General features: G+C 37.5%; 30 protein-coding genes. 20 read left to right on the top strand and 10 right to left on the bottom strand.

Annotated features, from left to right (window positions below; genetic code table 11):
- Positions 1-85: 85 nt before the first annotated feature.
- From KHA87_RS08820 to KHA87_RS08785, 8 genes are all read left to right on the top strand, one after another.
- Positions 86-1,051 carry an MBL fold metallo-hydrolase gene (locus KHA87_RS08820; protein WP_213093701.1) on the top strand — a complete coding sequence of 322 codons (966 nt, stop codon included), beginning with the start codon at positions 86-88 and terminating at the stop codon, positions 1,049-1,051.
- Between the two features lie 12 nt (positions 1,052-1,063).
- Positions 1,064-1,861 carry an SDR family NAD(P)-dependent oxidoreductase gene (locus KHA87_RS08815; RefSeq protein WP_213093700.1) on the top strand — a complete coding sequence of 266 codons (798 nt, stop codon included), beginning with the start codon at positions 1,064-1,066 and terminating at the stop codon, positions 1,859-1,861.
- Positions 1,862-2,251: 390 nt separating this feature from the next.
- A complete protein-coding gene (locus tag KHA87_RS08810) occupies positions 2,252-3,067 on the top strand; it encodes a zinc ribbon domain-containing protein (RefSeq protein WP_213093699.1) in 816 nt (271 codons plus the stop codon).
- 150 nt (positions 3,068-3,217) lie between these two features.
- A complete protein-coding gene (locus tag KHA87_RS08805) occupies positions 3,218-3,739 on the top strand; it encodes a sigma-70 family RNA polymerase sigma factor (protein ID WP_213093698.1) in 522 nt (173 codons plus the stop codon).
- Complete coding sequence (locus KHA87_RS08800; protein ID WP_213093697.1) at positions 3,732-5,042, top strand: DUF4179 domain-containing protein; 1,311 nt, start codon at positions 3,732-3,734, stop codon at positions 5,040-5,042. Before KHA87_RS08805 ends, KHA87_RS08800 begins: the two co-directional genes overlap by 8 nt.
- 175 nt (positions 5,043-5,217) lie before the next feature.
- Complete coding sequence (locus KHA87_RS08795; protein ID WP_213093696.1) at positions 5,218-5,451, top strand: FeoA family protein; 234 nt, start codon at positions 5,218-5,220, stop codon at positions 5,449-5,451.
- Positions 5,448-7,457: a ferrous iron transport protein B gene (gene feoB / locus KHA87_RS08790; RefSeq protein WP_213093695.1), complete on the top strand. Its 2,010-nt coding sequence runs from the start codon at positions 5,448-5,450 to the stop codon at positions 7,455-7,457. The genes KHA87_RS08795 and feoB overlap by 4 nt, the downstream gene beginning before the upstream one ends.
- 12 nt (positions 7,458-7,469) lie before the next feature.
- Complete coding sequence (locus KHA87_RS08785) at positions 7,470-7,643, top strand: FeoB-associated Cys-rich membrane protein (RefSeq protein WP_213093694.1); 174 nt, start codon at positions 7,470-7,472, stop codon at positions 7,641-7,643.
- A 9-nt stretch (positions 7,644-7,652) separates the two neighbouring features.
- Here the strand turns inward: KHA87_RS08785 and KHA87_RS08780 are convergent, their stop codons facing one another.
- Complete coding sequence (locus tag KHA87_RS08780; protein WP_213093693.1) at positions 7,653-7,841, bottom strand: YqzH family protein; 189 nt, start codon at positions 7,839-7,841, stop codon at positions 7,653-7,655.
- A 184-nt stretch (positions 7,842-8,025) separates the two neighbouring features.
- Here KHA87_RS08780 and KHA87_RS08775 point away from each other — a divergent pair, with 184 nt between their 5' ends.
- Both KHA87_RS08775 and KHA87_RS08770 read left to right on the top strand, forming a co-directional pair.
- The gene (locus KHA87_RS08775) at positions 8,026-9,294 is read left to right on the top strand and encodes a Y-family DNA polymerase (protein ID WP_213093692.1); all 1,269 of its coding nucleotides are present in this window, start codon (positions 8,026-8,028) and stop codon (positions 9,292-9,294) included.
- Positions 9,291-9,623, top strand: coding sequence for a YolD-like family protein (locus KHA87_RS08770; protein ID WP_213093691.1), 333 nt, complete (start codon positions 9,291-9,293; stop codon positions 9,621-9,623). Before KHA87_RS08775 ends, KHA87_RS08770 begins: the two co-directional genes overlap by 4 nt.
- A 46-nt stretch (positions 9,624-9,669) precedes the next feature.
- Here the strand turns inward: KHA87_RS08770 and KHA87_RS08765 are convergent, their stop codons facing one another.
- From KHA87_RS08765 to KHA87_RS08755, 3 genes are all read right to left on the bottom strand, one after another.
- A complete protein-coding gene (locus KHA87_RS08765; RefSeq protein WP_213093690.1) occupies positions 9,670-10,248 on the bottom strand; it encodes a CBO0543 family protein in 579 nt (192 codons plus the stop codon).
- Between the two features lie 148 nt (positions 10,249-10,396).
- Complete coding sequence (locus KHA87_RS08760; RefSeq protein WP_213093689.1) at positions 10,397-10,612, bottom strand: CDGSH iron-sulfur domain-containing protein; 216 nt, start codon at positions 10,610-10,612, stop codon at positions 10,397-10,399.
- Between the two features lie 220 nt (positions 10,613-10,832).
- A complete protein-coding gene (locus tag KHA87_RS08755) occupies positions 10,833-11,762 on the bottom strand; it encodes an alpha/beta hydrolase (protein WP_213093688.1) in 930 nt (309 codons plus the stop codon).
- 58 nt (positions 11,763-11,820) lie between these two features.
- On the opposite strand from KHA87_RS08755, the gene KHA87_RS08750 reads away from it, so the two are divergent.
- Positions 11,821-11,982, top strand: coding sequence for a hypothetical protein (locus tag KHA87_RS08750; RefSeq protein ID WP_213093687.1), 162 nt, complete (start codon positions 11,821-11,823; stop codon positions 11,980-11,982).
- A 347-nt stretch (positions 11,983-12,329) separates the two neighbouring features.
- Here the strand turns inward: KHA87_RS08750 and KHA87_RS22400 are convergent, their stop codons facing one another.
- The 4 genes from KHA87_RS22400 to KHA87_RS08735 form a co-directional block, all read right to left on the bottom strand.
- Positions 12,330-12,461 (bottom strand): hypothetical protein, encoded by a 132-nt coding sequence (locus tag KHA87_RS22400; RefSeq protein ID WP_283249423.1) that lies wholly within the window; start codon positions 12,459-12,461, stop codon positions 12,330-12,332.
- Between the two features lie 62 nt (positions 12,462-12,523).
- A complete protein-coding gene (locus tag KHA87_RS08745) occupies positions 12,524-13,432 on the bottom strand; it encodes a hydroxymethylglutaryl-CoA lyase (RefSeq protein WP_213093686.1) in 909 nt (302 codons plus the stop codon).
- 125 nt (positions 13,433-13,557) lie between these two features.
- On the bottom strand, positions 13,558-14,736 hold the full coding sequence (locus KHA87_RS08740) for a toxic anion resistance protein (protein WP_213093685.1): 1,179 nt from the start codon (positions 14,734-14,736) through the stop codon (positions 13,558-13,560).
- Complete coding sequence (locus KHA87_RS08735) at positions 14,733-15,485, bottom strand: 5-bromo-4-chloroindolyl phosphate hydrolysis family protein (protein ID WP_249310230.1); 753 nt, start codon at positions 15,483-15,485, stop codon at positions 14,733-14,735. Before KHA87_RS08735 ends, KHA87_RS08740 begins: the two co-directional genes overlap by 4 nt.
- A gap of 166 nt (positions 15,486-15,651) precedes the next feature.
- On the opposite strand from KHA87_RS08735, the gene KHA87_RS08730 reads away from it, so the two are divergent.
- The 4 genes from KHA87_RS08730 (at position 15,652) to KHA87_RS08715 (ending at position 18,609) form a co-directional block, all read left to right on the top strand.
- The gene (locus KHA87_RS08730) at positions 15,652-16,839 is read left to right on the top strand and encodes an acetyl-CoA C-acetyltransferase (protein WP_213093684.1); all 1,188 of its coding nucleotides are present in this window, start codon (positions 15,652-15,654) and stop codon (positions 16,837-16,839) included.
- A gap of 49 nt (positions 16,840-16,888) precedes the next feature.
- Entirely contained in the window at positions 16,889-17,578 is a 690-nt protein-coding gene (locus tag KHA87_RS08725) for a CoA transferase subunit A (RefSeq protein WP_213093683.1), read from the top strand.
- A 26-nt stretch (positions 17,579-17,604) separates the two neighbouring features.
- On the top strand, positions 17,605-18,273 hold the full coding sequence (locus KHA87_RS08720) for a CoA transferase subunit B (protein ID WP_213093682.1): 669 nt from the start codon (positions 17,605-17,607) through the stop codon (positions 18,271-18,273).
- 81 nt (positions 18,274-18,354) lie between these two features.
- Positions 18,355-18,609, top strand: coding sequence for a YqkE family protein (locus KHA87_RS08715; protein WP_213093681.1), 255 nt, complete (start codon positions 18,355-18,357; stop codon positions 18,607-18,609).
- A gap of 126 nt (positions 18,610-18,735) precedes the next feature.
- On the opposite strand, the gene KHA87_RS08710 is transcribed toward KHA87_RS08715, so the two are convergent.
- Complete coding sequence (locus KHA87_RS08710) at positions 18,736-19,077, bottom strand: helix-turn-helix domain-containing protein (protein ID WP_213093680.1); 342 nt, start codon at positions 19,075-19,077, stop codon at positions 18,736-18,738.
- 302 nt (positions 19,078-19,379) lie between these two features.
- On the opposite strand from KHA87_RS08710, the gene KHA87_RS08705 reads away from it, so the two are divergent.
- The 5 genes from KHA87_RS08705 (at position 19,380) to KHA87_RS08685 (ending at position 22,803) form a co-directional block, all read left to right on the top strand.
- Positions 19,380-19,973, top strand: a complete 594-nt coding sequence (locus KHA87_RS08705; RefSeq protein ID WP_213093679.1) for a CalY family protein — start codon at positions 19,380-19,382, stop codon at positions 19,971-19,973.
- Between the two features lie 116 nt (positions 19,974-20,089).
- Positions 20,090-20,890: an amyloid fiber anchoring/assembly protein TapA gene (gene tapA, locus KHA87_RS08700; protein ID WP_349305580.1), complete on the top strand. Its 801-nt coding sequence runs from the start codon at positions 20,090-20,092 to the stop codon at positions 20,888-20,890.
- Positions 20,887-21,468, top strand: coding sequence for a signal peptidase I SipW (sipW, locus tag KHA87_RS08695; protein WP_213093678.1), 582 nt, complete (start codon positions 20,887-20,889; stop codon positions 21,466-21,468). The genes tapA and sipW overlap by 4 nt, the downstream gene beginning before the upstream one ends.
- A gap of 54 nt (positions 21,469-21,522) precedes the next feature.
- A complete protein-coding gene (locus KHA87_RS08690) occupies positions 21,523-22,122 on the top strand; it encodes a TasA family protein (RefSeq protein WP_213093677.1) in 600 nt (199 codons plus the stop codon).
- A gap of 57 nt (positions 22,123-22,179) precedes the next feature.
- A complete protein-coding gene (locus KHA87_RS08685; protein WP_213093676.1) occupies positions 22,180-22,803 on the top strand; it encodes a TVP38/TMEM64 family protein in 624 nt (207 codons plus the stop codon).
- Positions 22,804-22,854: 51 nt separating this feature from the next.
- On the opposite strand, the gene KHA87_RS08680 is transcribed toward KHA87_RS08685, so the two are convergent.
- Positions 22,855-23,184 (bottom strand): helix-turn-helix domain-containing protein, encoded by a 330-nt coding sequence (locus KHA87_RS08680; RefSeq protein WP_213093675.1) that lies wholly within the window; start codon positions 23,182-23,184, stop codon positions 22,855-22,857.
- Positions 23,185-23,204 lie beyond the last annotated feature (20 nt).

Raw genomic sequence — 23,204 nt, 5'->3', positions numbered from 1 at the left:
TAATGACATTCTGGAAATTAAAGACTAAAATATAATTATCATTTTGGATAATGAATCATGATTCATTAGATCAGGAGGAATATAGATGGTTTCATGGAACGGCAATATTGCCAAAATTACAGTGCCAACACCATTTGCAGTTGGCGATGTCAATGTATACCTTATAAAAGGGGAGACCCTAACCTTAATAGATGCAGGAGTAAAAACGAAGGAAGCTTGGGAGCTCTTTACCTTTCAATTATCGCAATTAGGTTATATCCCGGAGGATATTGAGCAGGTGGTATTAACCCATCATCATCCGGATCATGTAGGTTTTTTAGAGTGGCTTTCGGATGATATATGGATTTATGGTCATCCATATTGCGTACCGTGGTTGGAAAAGGATGAAAGCTTTTTTGCCTCACATGATCAATTTTATTATGAGCTGTTTAAAGAATTCGGGATTGAAGGTGATTTTCAAGATAGTATAAAAAAGTGGAAATCTCCTTTAAAATATGGAGCCTACAGACCAATTACAGAAACGATTAAGGAAAGGGATACAATTCCTGGTTTGGAAAATTGGTTTGTCTTGGAGACACCTGGACATGCGCAAAGTCATCTATCCTTCTATCGAGAAAATGATAGAACATTGATTGCCGGGGATCATGTTCTAGCAACCATTTCATCTAATCCTTTATTAGAACCACCTTTAAAGGCTGAAGAAGAACGACCTCGGCCCCAGCTGCAATATAATGCATCATTAAAGAAACTACTGAATTACGATATTCATCTAACTTATACAGGACATGGTGCAGACGTTTCTAAGGTCCATTCATTGATTGAGCGCCGCATCCAAAGACAGCATGACCGGGCAATGCAAGTCAAAGCAATGTTGAAAGAAAAACCATTATCAACCTTTGAAATTTGCAAAAAGTTATTTCCGGCTGTGTACCAGAAGGAGCTGGGGCTAACCTTATCGGAAACAACTGCACAGCTTGATTATTTGTTATCGTTAGGTGAAATTAATAAAAGCATGGATGCAAATGGAGTTGCATATTTTTTTGCAAACTAATCGGAGGTACATATGGTTAACGAAAAATTAAAAGGAAAAACCGTAGTAATTACAGGTGCATCGGGTGGTCTTGGGGAGCAAATAGCTTTTACAGCCGCCCGAAATGGTGCAAATGTTGTTTTGCTGGCACGGAATCATGATAAGCTTTGTGACTTAAAACAAAGAATTGATGCTGCCTTTTCTGTAAAATGCATGGTGGAGAGGCTCGATGTCTCCAATACGGAAGAAATACCAAAAGTTTTTCAGAAAATTCAACGTGATTTTGGTCCAATTGATGTCTTGGTAAACAATGCCGGGTACGGTATCTTTGATGAGGCACATGAGGCTACCCTTGAGGATATTCAGGGAATGTTTAATGTGAATGTAATCGGACTAATTGCCTGTACAAAGGAAGTGCTTCCTTTCATGCGAGAGAAAAAATCTGGCCATATCATTAATATCGCTTCACAGGCAGGTAAATTGGCTACTCCTAAATCAAGTGCATACGCCGCTACAAAGCATGCCGTTATTGGCTTCTCGAACAGTCTGCGGATGGAATTGGCACCTTTCCATGTGTTTGTTACAACCGTCAATCCAGGACCGATTGCAACCCAATTTTTTGATATAGCTGATAAATCCGGAACATACATAAAAAATATTGAACGTTATATGCTAGACCCGGAAAAATTAGCTGAAATCATCGTGCAAAGCATGTTCACCAAACGAAGGGAAATCAACTTGCCGCGCTGGATGAACGCAGGCAGTATTCTTTACACACTGTTTCCTATGATTGTGGAGAAAGTTGGGGGAAAGGCGTTTTATAAAAAATAGGTTTTAGGATATATACTGTTTGAGCCGATTGATGTCGGCTGTTTTTAATATATCCTGCGGCCCAATTAATAAAGAAGAATACTCTCCATTCAATACATTAAAAAATAGTTCTACCATAGATCATACTTGTTTTCCCTATTGAAGTAATACATGGCCTTTGTCATAATACTATTAAGAGGATTTTTATAATTCGAAATTTTATCATCCGATATTAGGTAATATAAAAAATAGAATTCTCGCGAAGTTGGGGACTAAAACAATCCCGTTAGTAGCAGACCATAGGTATCCAAAAGTAACAATACATAAAGGATTCTAATCTTAATGTAGGAGTGATTCGTTTCCACATTAGATTTGAATAATATTTTAATGTTTTCCGAGGGGGTTTTACGTGTGAATTGTCCAAATTGTCAACACGAAAATAAAGGGGGGAATTTTTGCGAACATTGTGGAGCAAGCTTATTAAGTTTAGGAGCAAGCGAGGCAGCGGCAGCACATTCCTCTACAACGACTGTTCCTTCAAAAAATGCACAACCAAATCAATATGTGGAAGCAACCAAGAAGATTTCTCAGCAATATTTTCAATTTATTACACAAGTGTTAAAAAAGCCGTTTGGTAGTAGCCGTGAAGTCGGTGAGGAACATTTTGTTAATGGAATCATAACGATCATCTTATATAGCCTATTTTTACCGCTCATCCTATTTTTTGCGGTAAAAGGTCTCATGTCAGAAGTTAGTAGTCTCGGTTCTCTTTTTGGAGCAAGAATAGATGCTTCGCCATCATTTTGGGAATCCGTTGCCTTACCTTTTATCGGCTTTATTATTCTTACTTTGTTGGTCATCACCTTTACCTTTGGTGCGATCAAATTGGGGCGAGTACAAATTGGGTATAAAGAAGTATTGGCACGTTTTAGTGCATTTTTAATTCCTTTCGTTGCTGTCTTAATTATCGCCTTATTATTGGCTATTTCAAAAATCCAATTTTCTTTTTATATATTTTTATTAGGATTTTTAGGATCGATTATGATGATTCCACCACTTGTCATTGCAAGCTATAAAAAAGACAATCATGAAGGATTCGATGTGATTTACGGTTCATTAGCAACCTATGTCCTTACCTTTATCTCCATTTATATTATGGGTGATATGTTATTTAAAGTGTTCAAATCCGCTCTTAGCAACATGTTCGGTGGATTTCTCGGATTATAAAAAGAAATGCTCTTTTTTTCTTAAACTATGTTGATTTTGTAAGGGGATAATTGACTTCCAATCAATTACCTCTTTTTTTTTGTTGAAAATAAAACTTTTTATATATGCTGTCTGTCTAATTGGAAAGAGAGAGAAAAAGGGGGGATCAGATTGGAATTAATATCCCTTGTTGAAAAAGCAAAAAAGGGCGATGATACTGCCTTTTATCAACTCGTATCGGGTCAGAAGGAGCAGCTTTATCGAATTGCTATGTCTTATTTAAAAAGAGAAGAGGCAGCATTGGAAGCAATTCAGGAAACAACCTTTCGCAGCTATAAAGCGATAAAGAAATTGAAAAACCCCGAATACTTTTCAACATGGTTAATACGAATACTAATCAACTATTGTAAGGATGAGCTGAAGAAGCAGAAGCGGGTCATCCATCACGATGACTTGGCGGTTATTGCAGGTGCCAAAGAAGAAGCATTTCCATTCGAAATAGAAGAAGCGGTGTATAAGCTGGATGAGAAATTTCGAGATGTTATTATTTTGAAATTTTTTCATGATATGAAGATTTCCGACATTGCCACACTCTTAAAATGTCCGGAAAGTACAGTGAAAACATGGCTTTATAAGGGGCTGAAGGCATTAAAGCATCAACTGGAAGAGGAAGGAGGGCAAAAGCATGTTTGATCTCGAAGAAAAAAAGTTAAACAATGTGAAACAGAAGTATGATGAAATTTTCGTACCGCATGAAAAGATAGAAGATGCCATTTTTGCAGGAATTCGTGAAGCTAGAAATAAGAAAAAAAGGTTCCAATTTTGGACTAATTCTTTATTATCCGCTGCTGTTATTGTCGTTGTATTTGTCATCATGTTTCGTAGCATTATTCCTGCTGAAAAACAAACTGCCGGCATGCATGGAATGGAGAAGATTGCGGAGGTTGTCCGTAATGATAAAGGTCTAACTGCCGCCATCGCTCATAATTATGCTCAAAAAATCAATCGTTCCGATGAACATGATGGGATTAAGGTGGTATTAGATTCCGTTATTGCCGATGAGGAACAGCTGATAATGTTTTATCATTTTGAATCCAAACAGGATATTAATACTCCTTTAATAGTAGATAACTATTACTTTGAAAAGGAAAATGGAAAAAAACTTAAACTTGGCTATTTCAGTACACAACAAAGTGTAGATTTTGACAATGGAAAATCACCTATATACCAATGTGATATGGCCCTCGCTGAAAATTTACCTACTTCTCCATTGACTCTTACGATGGAATTAAAAAAGAGGACAGGGGAGGACAAAGAAAAAACGGTTAAATACGCTGCGAAATGGAAAATTCCATTTACGCTAGATCAACATAAAATTGCAAAGAAAGAAGTTGTTTCATTAAATAAAACGGTTTTGGTCGAAAATCAAAAAATTCTAATTAAGAATATAAGCTTTTCACCAACAAGAGTTGCCATTTCGGTTCATTTTCCAGCGGGAAATACAAAACAAATTTTTGAACTTCAAGATTTGCGTCTGGTCAATGAACATGGTGAAACATGGCCAATAATAATGAATGGTTTGACTGGAACCGGGGAAGGTAATGATAAAACCTATTATTTGCAAAGCAACTACTTTGCAACATCACAAAAGCTATATATTACAATCAATAAAATAAGAGCACTTGATAAGGAACAGTTGCTGGTAAAAGTGGATCCGCAGAAGCAAAAAGTTTTACAAGCGCCTATGGATGGGAAATTGAATAAAGTGAAGTCGGGTGTTAGACTCACATTTATTCTAAAAGAAAAAATTTCTTTTCAATTATTTGATTATTACACTGATTTTAACGGTAAGAAACATGAAATTAATTCTTTTTCGTTCAGTGATAACCTGATTGAATTTCCATATGACGATCCAATTCCTACAAAACCAATTACTATAAAACTTCGTGACTACCCAGCCTATATCCATGGAAATGCTATGATCCGCGTCAAATAGCCTGCTTACAATAAGCAGGTTTTTTAAATTGACTTTCAAAGGATTTGTGAACAATTGATAAAAATTCTCATTTCCAATTGATTTTTAGTTCCATATTGCCCAACTTCGTGATAAAATAAAATCAGTAAATGAGAAGATTTATCATTCTCAATTAAAATGGAACGGAGAAATGATCATGGCGACTTTATTGGAATTACTTGAAGGCAAAGCAGGAAGTATTTCTGATCTTTCTCAAGTAGATGAGACTTTGAAGCACCGTCTGCTCCATGTAGGTGTGTTTGAAGGCTGTCCGGTGAAATTGAAGTGTTTAATGCCTTTTGGCGGTCCTTGTATGGTCGAATGTCAAGGGCAGTTAATTGGCATACGCCGATGTGATGCAAAAAAAATAAAGGTTGATTGTGAATCATGATTACTGCACTAGTTGGAAATCCGAACACCGGAAAAACATCCTTATTTAATCATTTAACTGGATCGTATGAGTATGTTGGAAACTGGAGCGGTGTGACGGTTGAAAAGAAAGTGGGCAGATTGAAGGAAATAAAAGGTGATCTCATTGATTTGCCTGGTGTTTATTCTCTCTATCCGTTTTCAAAGGATGAATCAGTTGTTATCCAATTTTTCCTAAACGAAAAATTTGAAAATATTATTAATATTGTAGATGCATCACAGCTTGAAAGAAATTTGCAGCTAACCGTTCAGCTTCTTGAATTTGGAAGCCCGGTTGTCATTGGCTTGAATATGATTGATGTTGCCGAGAGAAGAGGTATTCATATTGATTCAAATATTCTCTCTCAAAAGCTTGGTCTTCCTGTTGTACCCATTACCGCAAGAAACGGAAGAGGCTGTCATGAGCTTACACAACAGTTAACGTCATTACCAGACCAAGAGGATAAGGACCCAAATATTCCATATGGGGATGTCATCGAAAAAGGCATTGCAAAAATCATTGAATTGATTAGGGATGAGGATGTACAGCTTCCGGTTCGTTGGCTGGCCCTTCAAGTTCTGGATGGAAATCCAGATGCCCGCTCTTACATAGAGCAATGGGTTGATAAAGATCGTTTGAAGCCAGTGATTGACTCAGTTGAAGGGGAAGTAAAAGCAACTACCTCTTTTCCATCTGCTTCCCGGCTATTGTTTGAAAAACGGAGAATCTGGATTGATCAAATTATCCAGGAAAGCATGAAAACCCAAGAAGGCCAGAAAAAAAATTGGACGGAACGAATTGATAAAATTGTAACGAACCGATGGCTTGGGATTCCTATCTTTTTGGCTTTTATGTATCTTATGTTTACGGTTACCTTTGATTGGATTGGTACACCGTTATCCGATTGGTTAGATGCATTTATTTCAGGCCCATTAAGCTCCTGGATTGATGAAGGTCTAAAAGCAGTTGGAGCCACCTCGTTTATTCAAGCTCTTGTGACGGATGGAATTGTAGCAGGTGTTGGCGGTGTTCTCGTTTTCGTGCCGCAAATCTTTGTGTTGTTTCTTTTCATTTCGTTCCTTGAGGATTCCGGTTATATGGCTAGAGCTGCACTTGTGATGGATCGAGTCTTGGAAAAAGTAGGCTTAAATGGAAAGGCATTTATCCCAATGGTCATCGGCTTTGGATGTAATGTTCCTGGTATTATGGCTGCTAGAACCATTGAACAACCGAAAGAGAGATTATTAACGGTACTTTTAACACCATTAATGTCTTGCTCCGCACGATTATCCATTTATGCTTTGTTTGTAGGAGCTTTTTTTCATAAGCATCAAGCCATTATTGTTTTTTCATTATATGTAATGGGAATTGTAGTGGCACTTGTACTAGCGAAAATCTTTTCGAAAGTACTTATGAAAAATCAGCCTTCTATGTTCGTGATTGAGCTTCCGCCATACCGTGTTCCCCATGCTTTAACATTGTGGAGAAGTACATGGGATAAAGGAAAGGGCTTTGTCCGCAAGGCAGGAACCTTTATTTTTGGCGGTTCTGTTGCGATTTGGCTTTTATCCTATTTCGGACCGGGTGGCATAGCCGTTGACCTAGATCATAGCTTTTTAGCCATTATTGGCGGTTGGTTTGTTCCGATCTTGGCACCGCTTGGATTTGGCATGTGGCAAGCAGGGGCAGCCTTAATCACCGGATTTTTAGCAAAAGAAGTAGTTGTTTCGACGATGGGGATTATTTACCATACACCAGATTCAACGGCTCTTCAAGGGTTATTGTCACATTATTTCACACCCTTATCAGCATATAGCTTCTTAGTGTTTGTTTTGCTTTATATACCATGTGTGGCAACGGTTGCGGCGATTCGAAATGAATCGGGTTCATGGAAATGGACGGTATTCAGTATCGTGTATGCACTTGCTATTGCGTATTTACTATCGCTAATCGTCTATTATGGTGGAAAGCTCATTCTTGGAATATAAGGAGTGGTCAATATGTTGGCAAGTATTATTATAGGTGTAGCTATATTTGGATATGCTGCTTATACTTTGTATAAATTTGTTAGAAAAAGTAAACAAGGTGCGTGCGCGCATTGTTCTTTAAAAAATAATTGCCAGTCAGCTTGCAATACCGTATTAAAAAGTGAAAAATTAAACCCCTTTTCGTAAGGGGTTTTTTCATTGGGTTAAATACTCATAGACGATATCATTTACAATATCATGTAAGCCTTCATGCGGGTTTTCCGTTTTCTCCTGCAGTACTTTTTGATACATTCCTTCTAGGTCCTCTGTGTTTAAATCAGCAGATTCCTTTGAATATTGTAAAAAGCAATTTGTAATTAATTTGATAATAAATTTTTCTTCCATTTATCCAACTCCAGTGTTTCAACTATTCCCATTATAACTTTTTTTCTGAGCTTAGGAACTCCTTTTCCAAAAACTGCGGATTGAAATCGAACGTATATTCGAATACAATATAGAATATAATAGGAACATAAGTTCGTTATTCATCTTAGAATAAAACATCAACATAAGGAAAAGGGGATTAGTAATGATTAATTACGATGAACTCCCACATCATCAAATACTTTGCATCGATATGAAAAGCTTTTACGCAAGCTGCAGCGCTGTTATGTATGGACTGGATCCGATGGACTGCTACTTAGCAGTGGTTGGAAACAAAGAGCAGCCAGGAAGTATTGTGCTCGCCGCATCTCCAAAATTAAAAAAGGAATTTGGCATTAAATCAGCATCTTCCCGGCTGTTTAATATTCCTAATGACAGCCGAATTCTTATCGTGGAAGCGCAAATGTCGACCTATTTACAAATTTCCACAGAATTAATAAAAATTTTTAATAAGTATGCACCTATGGAAGATATTCATGTCTATAGCGTGGATGAATCGTTTATGAAAGTAGATGGTCTGAAAAATATATTTGGTGACGCGAAAATAATTGCCCATATGATCAAAAATGAAATTTTTGAAAACTTTGGACTGCCTTGCACTATTGGCATTGGCCCCAATATGCTGATGGCAAAATTAGCATTGGATTTGGAATCTAAAAAAGCGAAGAATGGAATAGCGGAATGGACCTATGGGGATATCCCAACCAAACTATGGCCGGTATCTCCCTTACGAGAAATGTGGGGGATAGGAAGAAGAGTAGAAAAAAGGCTAAACAGAATGGGGATTTTCTCTGTAGGTGCCTTAGCCAAATATGATCTGAAATTATTAGAAAAGGAATTTGGCATAATGGGAAACCAGCTTTACCATCATGCTTGGGGAGTCGATTTATCTGAGTTAGGGGCTCCTATCATGGAAGGCCAGATTAGTTTTGGGAAAGGGCAAATATTGCTGCGTGACTACAAAGAAGAACACGAAATTAAGATCATAATATTGGAAATGTGTGAGGAAGTAGCACGTCGAGCGCGTAAATCAAAAAAGGCAGGTAGAACCATTAGTTTAGGCATTGGTTATAGTGACTCCGATTTTGGAGGAGGCTTTCATCGCTCCTATACAATGGAAGAACCGACCAATATAACCATGTCCATTTATCAAGTATGTTTAAAGCTATTTGATAAATTTTATACAGGCAAAAATGTTCGTCAAATAACAATCACTCTTTCCAATATTGTCAATGATACGAACATGCAGCTAAATCTATTTGAGCCTAATAAAGAAAAATTACATGATTTAGGATATGTTGTAGATAAGATCAGAGATAAGTTCGGGTCTGCAGCGATATTGAGAGCGGTTTCGTTTACTGAGGCTGGGACAGCTTTGAAACGCTCAGCACTTGTGGGGGGACATAAAGCATGATTCGTGATAGAGGAAATAAAAAATGGGTTTCCTTAATGCTTCCGGAGCATGTGAAAATGCTGCGGGACTTGGCGCAGGAAAATTTGTATGAACAAAAGAAACAACTGGATGAGCAGCAATTCGAACTCATGGACGAATGTGTGATGGAGGCGCTGGAAACCGGAAATAATGTGATGGTCACTCATTATTATCATCATCGCCATGAGCTGCTTATCGGGAAAATTCACCGCTACAATCTTTTAGACAAAGAACTGCAGGTCATAGACCATTTTGATGAAGTTCATCGGATTTTATTGGAGAACATCGCCGATATTCGCCTAGCTGATTGAATAAGAAAATTCGTTAAAGATGTAGTATAAAATAGTTTCCTTTATTTTATCTATCCGTAGATTTTTTATTAGATATGTTATTAAAACTAAGTTCATTACTACACCAGTACGCAGCAAGGTAAAGGCAAAGAAAAATCAAAAAGTCATAAAAGGACGGCCACCCTTTTGGGTCGTAAAATTTTAGCATAACAAATATCTTCATGAATCCAAAAGCGGTAATGGCAGATAATATTGCCCCTTTGATAAAGGGGTTTGCATTTGGTTTGATTTGAAGAGTAAGCATAATCGCCACAGGTGTTAAGGAGAAATGATAAGGAAGAAGTAATATAGTTCCTACTGGTAAAAACTTCATCGGATACGCCCATATACCTAAAGAATTGGTAATCAGGTCGATGATTAATGAAAGAATGATGGTTATAAACCCACCAATAAGCAGCCGCCCTGTACTTTCCTTTTTTCTAAATATAATCCAAATAACCCATGGTAGAATAAATAACGCAATTCCTAACCACCATTGCCATGTATATAAAAAGTCATTCACAACTGCTTTAGAGAGAAGTTTATCTCCCTCCAGTATCTGCTGAAACCCCTTTTCGGATTGTTTAATACCTTCATTGAAATTCAATTTAAACTCCAACTCCTTAAACACGGTTCATTTATATAGAGGAAACTATTAAATGTTTATACTAGTTAACATGAGCAATATAATTACTTTTTAATCAATGTCCAAAAAATAAAGAAAATCCCGCATCCTATAGGATACGGGATTTTCTTTATTTTTCTTCATCACTTTTTGGCGCACGGACAACGGATTCAAAATTTCCTTTATGAGAACCGTCACAGAAAGGTTTATTATGGGATAAACCGCAACGGCATAAGGAAAAGGCAGGCTTTGTTTCAAAGATATTTCCTTCTGCATCGATTAGTTCAACATCCCCACTAATACGATAGGAACCATTGTCATTCACTTTAATTTGTACTTTTTCCATATGTAACCACCCTTTCTAAAAATAACATATCTTATTAGATGGTATATAGAAAACGATAAAAATGCAATCGTTTTAAAGGATCTTTTCTTAAACTTTGTTGTTTTTTGAAGGCAAAGAATCATATTAGTTTTCGAACAGTTTAATTAAGAATTACGATGATGTCTATTATAAGAATTAAATAAAATACGAAAAGAAATGATCTATACGAAAGCAGCCTACTTCAAAGAATAGGGGAGGTTTCATTCAGCATATAAGTACTCAAAAATTCATCAATGACCTGTTCATATTCTTCCATGTTTTCATTAAAGGATTGAGCATGCCCACCGTTAGAGGCCATAAAAAACATTTTCCGATCCTTTTTTCTGGCGTAAAGAGCTTTTGTCATTTCCGGCAGGATATAGTCATCCTTTTCACTATGGATAAATAACACAGGTTTTTGAATGCGATCGACAACGGAAATGGGAGAGACCATTTTAAGTGGATATCCGCCCCGCAGCCGTACAAAAAGGTCGGCAAGCGGTAAGAACCATTTTCCCGGGAGCTTCATTTCTTTTGAAAATAAATAGGCTAATTGCTCGCGGAAATCGGAAAAGGGGCAGTCCACAATATAAAAATCTGCCCGGTCTTCTACCATCCCAGCATAAAGCAAGGTTGTAGCTGCTCCCATCGATTCACCGTGAATCCCAAAGTAGACATCTTCTCCTTCAGTCGAAACCAAATAATTCACTACAGCTTTTAAATCATCCTTTTCATAAAAGCCATAGCTTGTCGTTTTGCCTTCCGATTCCCCATGGCGGCGATGATCATAAATGATGGCATTAAAGCCTCTCTTGAGAAAAATATTCATATATTTGATGGAATTCGTTTTGTTTTCCGTGACTCCGTGTGAAAATATCATGAATCTTTTGTGCTCGGGATAAGGTCGTATAACAATCGCCTTAATAAGATATCCAAAAGGTGAGTTAATCCACACCTCCTGTTTAGGTAAATCCTCATAGAGGGTAGGATCGATTCGTTTTGCTTTAAGTTCACGGTCCAATATAAGATTTTCGTCTTTTTTCATTATGTACAATATTCGTTGTGATATATAGAAGCCCAAGCCAGCCGTAAGAAGAGCAGTACCTCCTAAAATAGAAAGAGCTTTCTTCATATAACCATCTCCGTGAATTCGTTTTCTTTATTTTACCATATGAGGGATGTTCAAAGAAATGAGGGATAAAACAAGATATGACCTTTATCAAAAATGTCCTTCCATTTGCGGAATGAAGGACAAAACACGGCAAAATCAACGGAAAAATGTCTTTCATCCAGCGAATGAAGGACAAAATACGGCAAAATCAAAGGGAAAATGTCTTTCATCCAGCGAATGAAGGACAAAATACGGCAAAATCAAAGGGAAAATGTCTTTCATCCAGCGAATGAAGGACAAAATACGGCAAAATCAAAGGAGAAATGTCTTTCATCCAGCGCATGAAGGACAAAATACGGCAAAATCAACGGAAAAATGTCTTTCATCCAGCGAATGAAGGACAAAATACGGCAAAATCAAAGGGAAAATGTCTTTCATCCAGCGAATGAAGGACAAAATACGGCAAAATCAACGGAAAAATGTCTTTCATCCAGCGAATGAAGGACAAGTCGTGGCAAATTAAAAGGAAAATGTCCTTCATCAAACAAATGAAGGACATCACATACTTGGTCAGCATTCATTACAGCATCATTGCTCAGAGTTCTGTCTATTCGTCGGGTGAATCGCTTTATCTAATTCCTCTGCAGCTAGAACGTTCTTTGTAGTGTCGGCAGAAGGTTTTCCTTTTTGGCTATAGCCTTTTTCACGCTGTTTTGTCATCCTTATGATACCTCCTTAAAGTAGACGATATCATTAAATTGAGCATAACGGATAGAAACTATTCAGACATTATTCGTTTTTGCCAACAGATAGTATCCTGTCTCTATTTTTCGAGAGATGGAAGGGGCAATCAAATCAATGGCTTTGACTAGCTGATCTAAATGAATACCTGTTTCAATGCCCATTCTCTCCAGCATAAAAACGACATCCTCGGTCGCAACATTTCCGGTAGCCCCCGGAGCGAATGGGCATCCCCCAAGCCCTCCCGCAGAAGTATCGAAGCGGTCAATCCCTGCTTGAAGGGCTGCATATATGTTAGCAAGAGCCATTTTCCTTGTATCATGAAAATGAGCCGTTAAGAGAAGCTCAGGAAGATGCTCTTTTAATTTTGTAAAAAGCGAAAAAGACTCGGTAGGGGCAGCCATCCCGATTGTATCTGCAACACTCAATTCATCAACGCCTGCCGAAGCAAATTCCTCACATAATGCAATCGTATCCTCCTCCGCCATTTTGCCTTCAAACGGACAATAAAAAGAAGTGGAAATGCATGCTCGAACGAATATTTTGTTTGTTTTAAGTTCCGCAATGATAGGCTTCAGCTCGTCCATACTCTCGCGGGTTGACTTATTTATATTTTTCTTATTAAAGCTGTTACTGACCCCGACAAAAACTGCAATTGCCTTACAGCCTGACTCTAATGCGAGATCGACTCCCTTCCGGTTAGGAGCAAGTACAATATTGCGGTGTTCCCCCGTAGAATTAGCTAGTACAATTTCAGCAGCATCCTGCATTTGTGGCACCCATTTCGGGGACACAAATGAGGTTAGTTCCATTTCCGTCAGCCCTGCAGATTTTAGTTGCTGAATAAACTTTTTCTTGACCTCAGTTGGAACAAAATTTTTTTCATTTTGTAGACCATCACGGGGACCAACCTCGATAATGGTAGCTTTTGTTGGTAAAACCATTTTCATTTCTCCTCCTTTGCCCATATTACTATTGTAAAAATAGGGGAGACGGAATTGCAATAATAATGTGACTTTTTTAGAATCAAAGAAAAAAAGCAATGCCATAAATGGTGACATTGCTTACTTGAAACTTATGATTTTAAATTTAACAATTTTTGCTTTAATTCATTTTCCATCGTAATAAGCTCTTGCTCGGCTTGATAGCGCTTTGCTCGGCCTTCCTGCTGAATACGAAGGGTTTCCTCAAGGGTAGAAACAAGATTTTCTTGAGTTTTCTTCAATGTTTCGATATCCACTAGACCACGTTCGTTTTCACGAGCAGATTCAATTGTATTGGATTTTAGCATCTCTGCGTTTTTAAGCAGCAAGTCATTTGTTGTTTTCGAAACCTGTTTCTGTGCTTCCACTGCACTTCGTTGCCGAATAAGGGTTAAGGCAATCGCTATTTGATTTTTCCAAAGAGGGATAGCGGTCATAATAGAAGATTGTATTTTCTCCGCTAATGCCTGATTGGTATTTTGAATAAGCCTTATTTGCGGCGCGCTTTGAATCGTAATTTGGCGGCTTAGCTTTAAGTCATGCAGACGTTTCTCCAAGCGATCTGCAAACTGCATCATATCATTGACATCCTGAAAAGCCATTTGATCTCCGGTAGCCTCTGCTTTTTTCTTTAGTTCTGGGATCGTTTTCGTGTACAATTCCTCTACCTTTAATTCGCCCGCAGCAATATAAATATTTAAGGCATGGAAATAGTCTTTGTTTTTCTCGTATAGCTGCTCCAGCATTTGAATATCGGACAGCAATGTTTTTTTGGAGAGCTCTAATTTTACGCTGATACGATCAATCTGTGCGCCTGTTTTTTGGTACTTTGACAAGACCTCCTGTACGGAGCTGGAAATTTTGCCAAACATCCTGGAAAAAAGTCCTTTCTTTTCAGGAGCTAATTCCTCGGGATTAACCTGCTCAAATTTTTTCATTAAATCGGCTAATATTTCACCAATCTCGCCAATATCCTTTTTTTGCACATGATCGAGCATTGTGTGGGAAAAGTTTAAAAGCTTCGATTGTGCTTGTGTTCCATACATAATAATGGCTTGATGATTTTTTGGATCAATTTGCTCGGCCAATTGTCTTGCTTTCTGGCGATTTTCTTCCGGTAACACATCAATTAGTCTTTGTGGCTTTTCTGTGTTACTTGTAACAGGTGAATCCTGGATAATAATTTCCTTTTCGCCAAATGGATTGGACAATAAATCCTCTAATCCATCACTAATATCTTCTTGCCATAGACTTTCCTTTGCATCACTCATTTTGCCGATCTCCTTTCGTCATCGTCTAGAAGCGGGTCCTTAGGTGTTTGTAATGTATGCTTTGCTACATTTAATTCAAACTCAAGATGATCTATATCTTTTGAGAGCACATCATATAAATCATTCTCTATCGTGCTTTTTAATTCCTTTAAAGTATTGCGTGTATCCTTTAAGGAAAAGAGCAGCTCGTTATTTTTTACAGGCTGTGCAGCTAAAAACGCGTATTTTTCGGACAATTCCACAATAGAATCTAAATGATAGAAAAAGAATTTTTCCGCCTGATAAAATCTCCGAGGTTCTTTTCTGATAATGGCGTAAATTCTTTTGACAAGTCGAATTAGATCAAGCATTTGCTTAAACGCACCAATATTTCGAACATGAAAAAACACTCTTTGCATTCTCCCGATTTTTTTCTTCGCTTCCTTAAGATTTTTGACGATATAAGCAAATTCTTTTCGGGAAAGCTGCTGTTTTTTCAAATACTTACTTATGCTTATCCACTTAACCGCAAAGTATAAGATCGCTCCACCTAATATGGCAGTAACAGAAGAGAGCATAAACGTTTGCTTAAACCCCAGAAAACTGATTAGCCAAATAAGGACGGTAGCAGGTACAGCAACAAGCGTCCGTGTGATAAAGGAAAAAAATGAATTCATATTTAATCGACTCCAATCTAGAGCAGCTTTAACTCCAATACGAATATTAAATGAAAAGGTTTCACTTCTACCATTATAAAAAAGATCGTTCATGAAAGAAATACATCTCTGGTAGTATTGTACTATACATCGGAAGGTACATATAGACAAACAATCATTTCATTTTTCAGCAGGAAATTTAAAATTTTTATCGAAAAAAGTAAAAGAGAGGTAATGATAGCGATTACAAAAGCTTGAAATCATCGAGGAGGTAAAAAAGATGGAAAAACGAGAGGTTGTTATTGTAAGTGCAGTGCGTACTGCGATTGGAGGATTCAATGGTTCTTTAAAAAATATTTCAGCTCCTGAGTTAGGTGGGCTAGTTATTAAACATGCGATTGAAAGAGCAGGGGTTAAGGCGGAGCAAATAGATGAGGTAATTATGGGAAATGTTTTGCAGGCGGGGTTAGGACAAAATCCAGCACGCCAAGCAGCTATTAAGGCGGGGGTTCCGGAAAGTGTTTCTTCCATGACCATTAATAAAGTATGCGGATCCGGATTAAAGGCGGTTCACCTAGCGACGCAAGCAATCGTAGCCGGAGATGCGGATATTATTGTGGCAGGTGGAATGGAAAACATGAGTCAGGCACCTTATTTGCTGAATAATGCTCGTGACGGATTTAAAATGGGGGATCAAAAACTAATAGACAGCATGATTCAAGATGGATTATGGTGTGCGTTCAATGATTATCACATGGGTATCACAGCGGAAAATCTTTGTGACCGCTACAAAATTTCCCGCGACGAACAGGATCAGTTTGCAGCCATTAGTCAAGCAAAGGCAGCACAGGCGATCGAAGCGGGAAGATTCAAAGACGAAATTGTCCCTGTTGAAATTCCGCAAAGAAAAGGAGAACCTCTTCTTTTTGATACCGATGAATATCCTAAAAAAGGAACAACAGCAGAAAAATTGAGTACATTACGTCCTGCCTTTAAAAAGGATGGGTCTGTAACGGCCGGAAATGCATCTGGAATTAACGACGGAGCAGCCGCTGTTGTAGTCATGTCGAAGCAAAAGGCAGATGAACTGGGGATTAAACCGCTCGTAACGATTAAATCAAATGCCAATGCAGGTGTAGACCCAAGTGTAATGGGAATTGGACCAGTAACGGCGGTGAAGAAAGCCTTAGAAAAAGCAGAAATGTCTCTAGCAGATATGGAGCTTATTGAAGCAAATGAAGCATTTGCGGCACAGTCCATTGCAGTGGATAGAGAATTGAAATTTAACAAAGAGATTCTGAATGTAAATGGTGGCGCCATTGCACTGGGACATCCAATAGGGGCTAGCGGGGCTAGAATTCTAGTTACTTTGATTCACGAAATGCAAAAAAGACAAGCAAAGACAGGATTGGCCACTCTTTGCATCGGCGGTGGTCAAGGGGTTGCTACCATAGTCGAGCTGGCATAATGGGAAAGTAGTTTAACGGATTGATAGAAATAGAAGGGAGAGGGAGAGTTTGAAACAGGTATATACATCCTTTCAAAAAGCAGTAGCGGATATTCATGATGGAGCGACATTGATGGTTGGCGGATTTGGACTCTGCGGAATTCCTGAGAACCTAATTCTAGCCTTGGTGGAAAAAGGTGTGAAGGATTTAACCGTCATCTCCAATAACTGTGGAGTAGATGATTGGGGACTAGGACCACTGTTGCAACATAAACAGATTAAGAAAATGATTGGCTCCTATGTTGGTGAAAATAAAGAATTTGAACGTCAGGTATTAGCTGGAGAGCTGGAAGTAGAATTAACGCCGCAGGGAACACTTGCAGAAAAAATACGTGCCGGCGGAGCAGGTATTCCAGCATTCTATACTCCTGCAGGCGTAGGAACACCGATCGCTGAGGGGAAAGAGACAAGAATATTTAACGGGAAGGAATTTGTTCTGGAAGAAGCCTTAACAGCAGATTTCAGTTTGGTCCGTGCTTGGAAAGGCGATAAAATGGGGAATTTAGTATACAACAAAACTGCTCGGAATTTTAACCCAATGATTGCCGCTGCCGGGAAGGTGACCATTGCAGAGGTAGAGGAGTTGTATGAAATTGGTGAATTAGATCCGAATTTTATCCATACTCCAAGCATATACGTTCAACGGATCATACAAGGGGATCAGGAAAAACGCATTGAAAGAAGAACCATCAGCAAATAATCTCATGGTGGAAGGGAGAGAGAATGATGTCAGCAGATAAAGGTTCAGTTCGTGAAAAAATAGCGATAAGAGCAGAAAAGGAAATTGAAGACGGTAATTATGTGAATTTGGGAATTGGAATGCCAACACTAGTGGCAAATTATATTTCCGATAATAAACAAGTTGTTTTACAATCGGAAAACGGCTTGCTTGGCATTGGTCCATATCCATCAGAGGATGAAATCGATGCAGATTTAATCAATGCAGGGAAGGAAACCGTAACAGCCATACCTGGTTCGGCATATTTTGACAGCGCTGAATCCTTTGCCATGATTCGCGGAGGGCATGTTAATGTTGCGATACTTGGGGGAATGGAAGTATCGGAATCTGGAGACCTTGCCAACTGGATGATTCCAGGGAAAATGATAAAGGGTATGGGCGGAGCAATGGATCTAGTTCATGGTGCCCAAAAAATCATTGTAATAATGGATCATGTCAATAAGAATGGGGAAGCGAAAATTCTTAAAGAGTGCAGTCTGCCTTTAACAGGCAAGGGCGTTGTAAACAGAATCATAACGGATCGTGCTGTAATCGATGTATTGCCTGAGGGATTGGTTTTGAAAGAAGTAGCTAAAGGGTATACCGTAGAGGATATTGTTTCTTCTACTGAACCAAATTTAATCATTCCAGAGGATGTAATAGTAGATGCTTATTAAGCTTCTATAGTAAAATGGAAGGAGGATAGGATATAGACCTATTCTCCTTTCTTCATTTTTATAAACGAGGAGACAGAAAAAATGGCAAAAGCAAATCAAAAGCGCAAAACGGGCAAACGGGAAGAAACAAATGAAAAATTGACATTACAAGACTCATTAAATAATGATATCTTATTAAAACTGAAACAAGCTCAATCGGCATTAATACAGGAAGAAGAAAAGCAAAAGCTAGAAGCAGAGGAAAGAAAGAGAGAAGAAAGAAGGCTGAAGGAGAAAAATATGTCCTTTGAGGAATTATTAAATAAAAGCTCAATGGACTGGAAAAAGTTTAAATAGAGTCTCTTTGCATAAACGTTGTTGTTTTTGTTGGCAAAAGAATGCCTAAATTAAAACAAGTGTAAGTGAACACTTGTTTTTTATTTTATATTTATTTTTACGCAAGATATCTATCTTAAGTTGCTATTATACCTCCCTCCTACTTACCCAATTTCTAAACTGGATAAATTCTTGCAACGCTTGAAAATCATCTTTGTTTAAGCCCTTTTCAATAGCTTGACTAAGAAGGGTCCTCCATTCCTCATCGATATATTCATTATGTTCTGTAGAACTCTCAGCATTTAATAAAAACTCTATATTCGTATTAAGAGGTTTTGCAATTTTACAAAGAAATTCAAGAGATGGGTTATTTCGCATATCGCGTTCGATATAGCTTAAATACGATTTTGAAACTCCAGCCAGCTCTGCCAGCTTTGTTATAGAGTAACCTTTACTAATGCGCAATGCTTTGATTCGATCTCCGATCATTCTCTCTCCTCAAATCTATTATTTTTATGTTCATTATAAGAAACAAATCGTTCTTTATAAAATCGTAAAAAAGTAAGAATAAGGAAGATATAACGAGATAATTAGTGATTAGTGTTCGTTTTAACGAAAAAATCAGCTTTTTTAACATTTTTCAAAATAATCTGTTTGGCCTATACTCAAATTGTTGATTCGTTAAAACGAACAAAAGCAATAGTTAAAAAGAACGAATCGAAATGGTTTGCAATTCCTTATGAATACATAAGGGTTCAAAAAAATAAAGGGAAGAAAGAGGAGGAAAAGAAATGAGTCTTAAAAAGAAATTAGGTATGGGGGTAGCATCAGCTGCACTAGGATTGTCATTAATTGGGGGAGGTACATATGCGTATTTCAATGATGTAGAGACTAATGCTAGTACTTTCGCAGCTGGTACTCTAAATTTAACAGGACCATCCACTGCAATAATTGATGTAAAGGATATTAAACCTGGGGACTGGATGGATCGCGAGTTTACATTGAAAAATGATGGATCATTGGATATTTCAAAAGTATTGTTATCTTCCAGCTATCAAGTTATAGATGCTAAAGGTGACAATGCTGGAGATGACTTTGGAAAATACATCAATGTTGCATTTTTAGTAAATAAAGATAAAAAAACAGAAATAGTTCATGAAACTACTTTAGATAAACTATCATCATCAAAAGATGTAACAGATAGAGATTTACTTGGTTGGATTCTTGGTGGAGAAAATCCTGGGTTAAAAGCAGGAGATGCCGATAGCTTTAGTGTAAGATTTACTTTTAAGGAAACTGGTAAGGACCAAAATAAATTTCAAGGCGATCAACTTAAGTTGACTTGGACTTTTGATGCTAAACAAACTGCTGGACAAAGCAAATAATAATTAGGAAGGTGGGATTACCACCTTCTCTTCTATTCAATTATTCTTTTAACGAGTCATTAATCGGAAGAATAATAAAAATATTTAATGGCTGGCTAAAGGAATATTTATAAGTTATTCAAAGACTTAAAAAGGAGGTAATCCCAATCAGAACCTCGCGCCTAAAGAAATTTAGAAGGAAAAATAAGAAATTAATGATATTTATAAAGATAATAGCCATTTGGTATATTATCATATTCACCGGAAATTACTTATCTTCTAATACCGGTGCCTATTTCACCAGTACTTCAGATGTTATGGGCTATATTCAAGCAGGCACTTGGGCGAAAGAAACACCTGATTCCGATTCAGAGGATAACCCACTCTCCTTCATTGTGAAGGATCAAACCATTAAGAGCTGTTCTTCAACCAATATTAACGTAGATGTCAGCAATTCTGGTGAAGATATGAAGGATGGATCCAGCTATGAAGTCTACTATACTGATGATGGCGATCCAAAAGATGGGGCGAAGGTAGGAGAGGGTTCTATCTCTGTTCTAGCATCTAATGGATCAGAAAGTCTTTCCTATAGTGCGGAGAAACCTGGAAACTATAAATTCAAAGCAGATACAGAACAAGGTGAGGTTTGGAGCGAAATGATTTCTGTTGTTTGTGATAATCAAAGCAATGATTCAGATAAGAAGACGGAAGAGGATTCTGATCAAAATGCAGATTCTCCTCAAACTGAACCAAGCTCACAAACAACTACCGAGAATAAACAAAGCGACCAAGAAAATACAAAGTCGGAAGACAATCAAAACAGCGATGGAAAGGATGGACCTTCGAAAGAAACCACGGCACCTCAAGCTGTAGATAATAATGGGAACCAAATTAATGAAGGCACTCAGAATACAAACAAGGATGGTGGAAATGAATGAAATCTTTCAAAATAGTGAAATGGATAAGCAACATAATTTCCATAGTTTTATTTCTTGCACTTATCTTCATGCTTTTTGTAGTAATCTCTTCTAAAGCATCGGGCGGAGAGCCTAAATTTCTAGGCTATGAGCTAAAGACTGTTCTTTCGGGTTCAATGGAACCAACCTTTAAAACAGGATCCGTCATCGCAGTGAAGCCCGGAGGAGATATGACCCGCTTCCAAAAAGGAGATGTTATTACCTTCAAAGCGGATGAAAAGACGATAATTACGCACAGAATCGTCCAGGTTGATAAAAGCGGTAATCAAGTGCTGTATCGAACAAAAGGTGACAATAACAAAACAGCTGATCTAGATCCAGTCCTTTCGCAAAATGTTATTGCACAGTATACTGGATTTACCATTCCTTATTTAGGCTATTTCATTAACTTTACCCAAACAAAAAACGGAAGCGCGCTTCTTTTAATATTGCCTGGAATACTATTGCTTTCCTATTCCATCATTACCATCTGGAGAGCAATCTCGCAAATAGACAATAAAGTGAAAAATTCACAGGATTCAATTGAAAAATCAGCTTAATAACATAAAGATGGGGAAACCCATCTTTTATATTGATATGGGGATGGAAATGAAATGAAAAAAACAATATGTTTACCGATCATATTCTTAGTGTTTTTCTTCTTTAATACTTCTGCAAATGTTATAGCAGCATCGGATACAAATGAAATCAATATTGCGACCTCACCGCATAAGGTATTGTTCGATATTGATAATATAAAGCCAGGGGATTGGGCCAAACGAGATTTGATAGTGGAAAACAAGGGGAAGCAGGATTTTAAATATACCGCTTCCATCCAATTACGTTCAGGTTCAAAGCAATTATTTAACGCTCTTAAGTTGAAGGTGAGCGATAAAGACGGCTCATTATATAGCGGGAAATTAGCTAATTTCGATAGGCTAGAATATCGCAAGCTGGCAAAAGCAGATAAGGAGACTCTGAACTTCCAGGTAGATTTCCCCAATGATTTAGGTAATGAATATCAAGGGTTAAAATGTGAATTTACCATCAAATTATATGTAGAAGGAACGCTTGGAGGCTTATTGCCTGCAGATAAGAATTTCATGCAAAATACAGGTACTAATCTAGTGGCAGGAGGTATAATGATGATTCTTGGAGGAGGTTCATTATACTTGTTTAAAAGGAAAATAATAGCTAAAATAAAACAAACATAGTAATACGTATTCTATTAGGATACGTATTTTATATTAAAATAAGAGGTAATTATAATTATGAAACAATTAATGACTATCTTAATGGCGATTATTATCATTGTAATTGCTTTTACGCAAAAAGCGGCGGTTTTGCAGGTGATACATTCTGGAGAACCTATAGCCTATCTTATTAGTATCCTTTTCGTCGCCATTCTAGTCTTTTTCCCCGTTATGCCTTATCCGCTTGTTGCAGGATTAATTGGATCTGTGTTTGGATTGTGGGAAGGTATACTAATCTCGATAGTAGGTGTAATGCTTGGTACATCTATTATGTTTTTAATGGCACGATACGGCTTTCAGCAATGGGCACAGAAAATGATTAGCAAATATCCGAAGGCAAAGGAATATGAGATTTATTTCGAAAAGAATGCATTTCTTGGTATTTTATTTCTTCGTTTAGTACCCATAGTACCATCCCCTTTATTAAATGTATTAAGTGGAATCAGCATGGTTTCTTTTATAGCTTTTTTTACAGCAACTATTATTGGAAAGCTTCCCAATATTGTTATCTCAACGCTTGCAGGAAGTTTATTTGAGCAAAATAAATATCTATCTTTAGGTATTTATGGAAGCTATTTTCTTATCATCTCCATTATTATTACGCTCTATTGGAATAAGAAAAAAATGAAGGTAAATGATTAAACAATAGAATAATAATAAAAAACATTCACTCTAAACGCCCGAGTGAATGTTTTATTTTTTATTAAGTTTCCATTTATTAAATTCCAGGAATTCACGAAACTCATTTTTGGAAATACCTGAATTCATTGCTTCAAGCACAAGCTTTTCCCATTCGGAATCCAACTCTGTAACTTCTGCATCATCTGCTTCATCATGAAGCAAAGAATTGACTGTTACACCAAGTACGGAAGAAATCTTCTCCAGAAACTGAACAGAAGGATTCGATTGGATATTTCGTTCGATGGAACTTAAATAGGATTTTGCAACACCTGCTTTTTCAGCAAGCTCTGATAAGGATAATTGCTTTTGTAGACGTAAATTTTTAATGCGCTGTCCGATCATTTTGTTCACCATCCTTCGAA

Source organism: Bacillus sp. FJAT-49736 (genome assembly GCF_018343615.1).
Lineage (GTDB): Bacteria > Bacillota > Bacilli > Bacillales > Bacillaceae_C > Margalitia.
The sequence above is the reverse complement of the archived record's forward strand: the minus strand, read 5'-3'. Positions and strand labels throughout refer to the sequence as shown.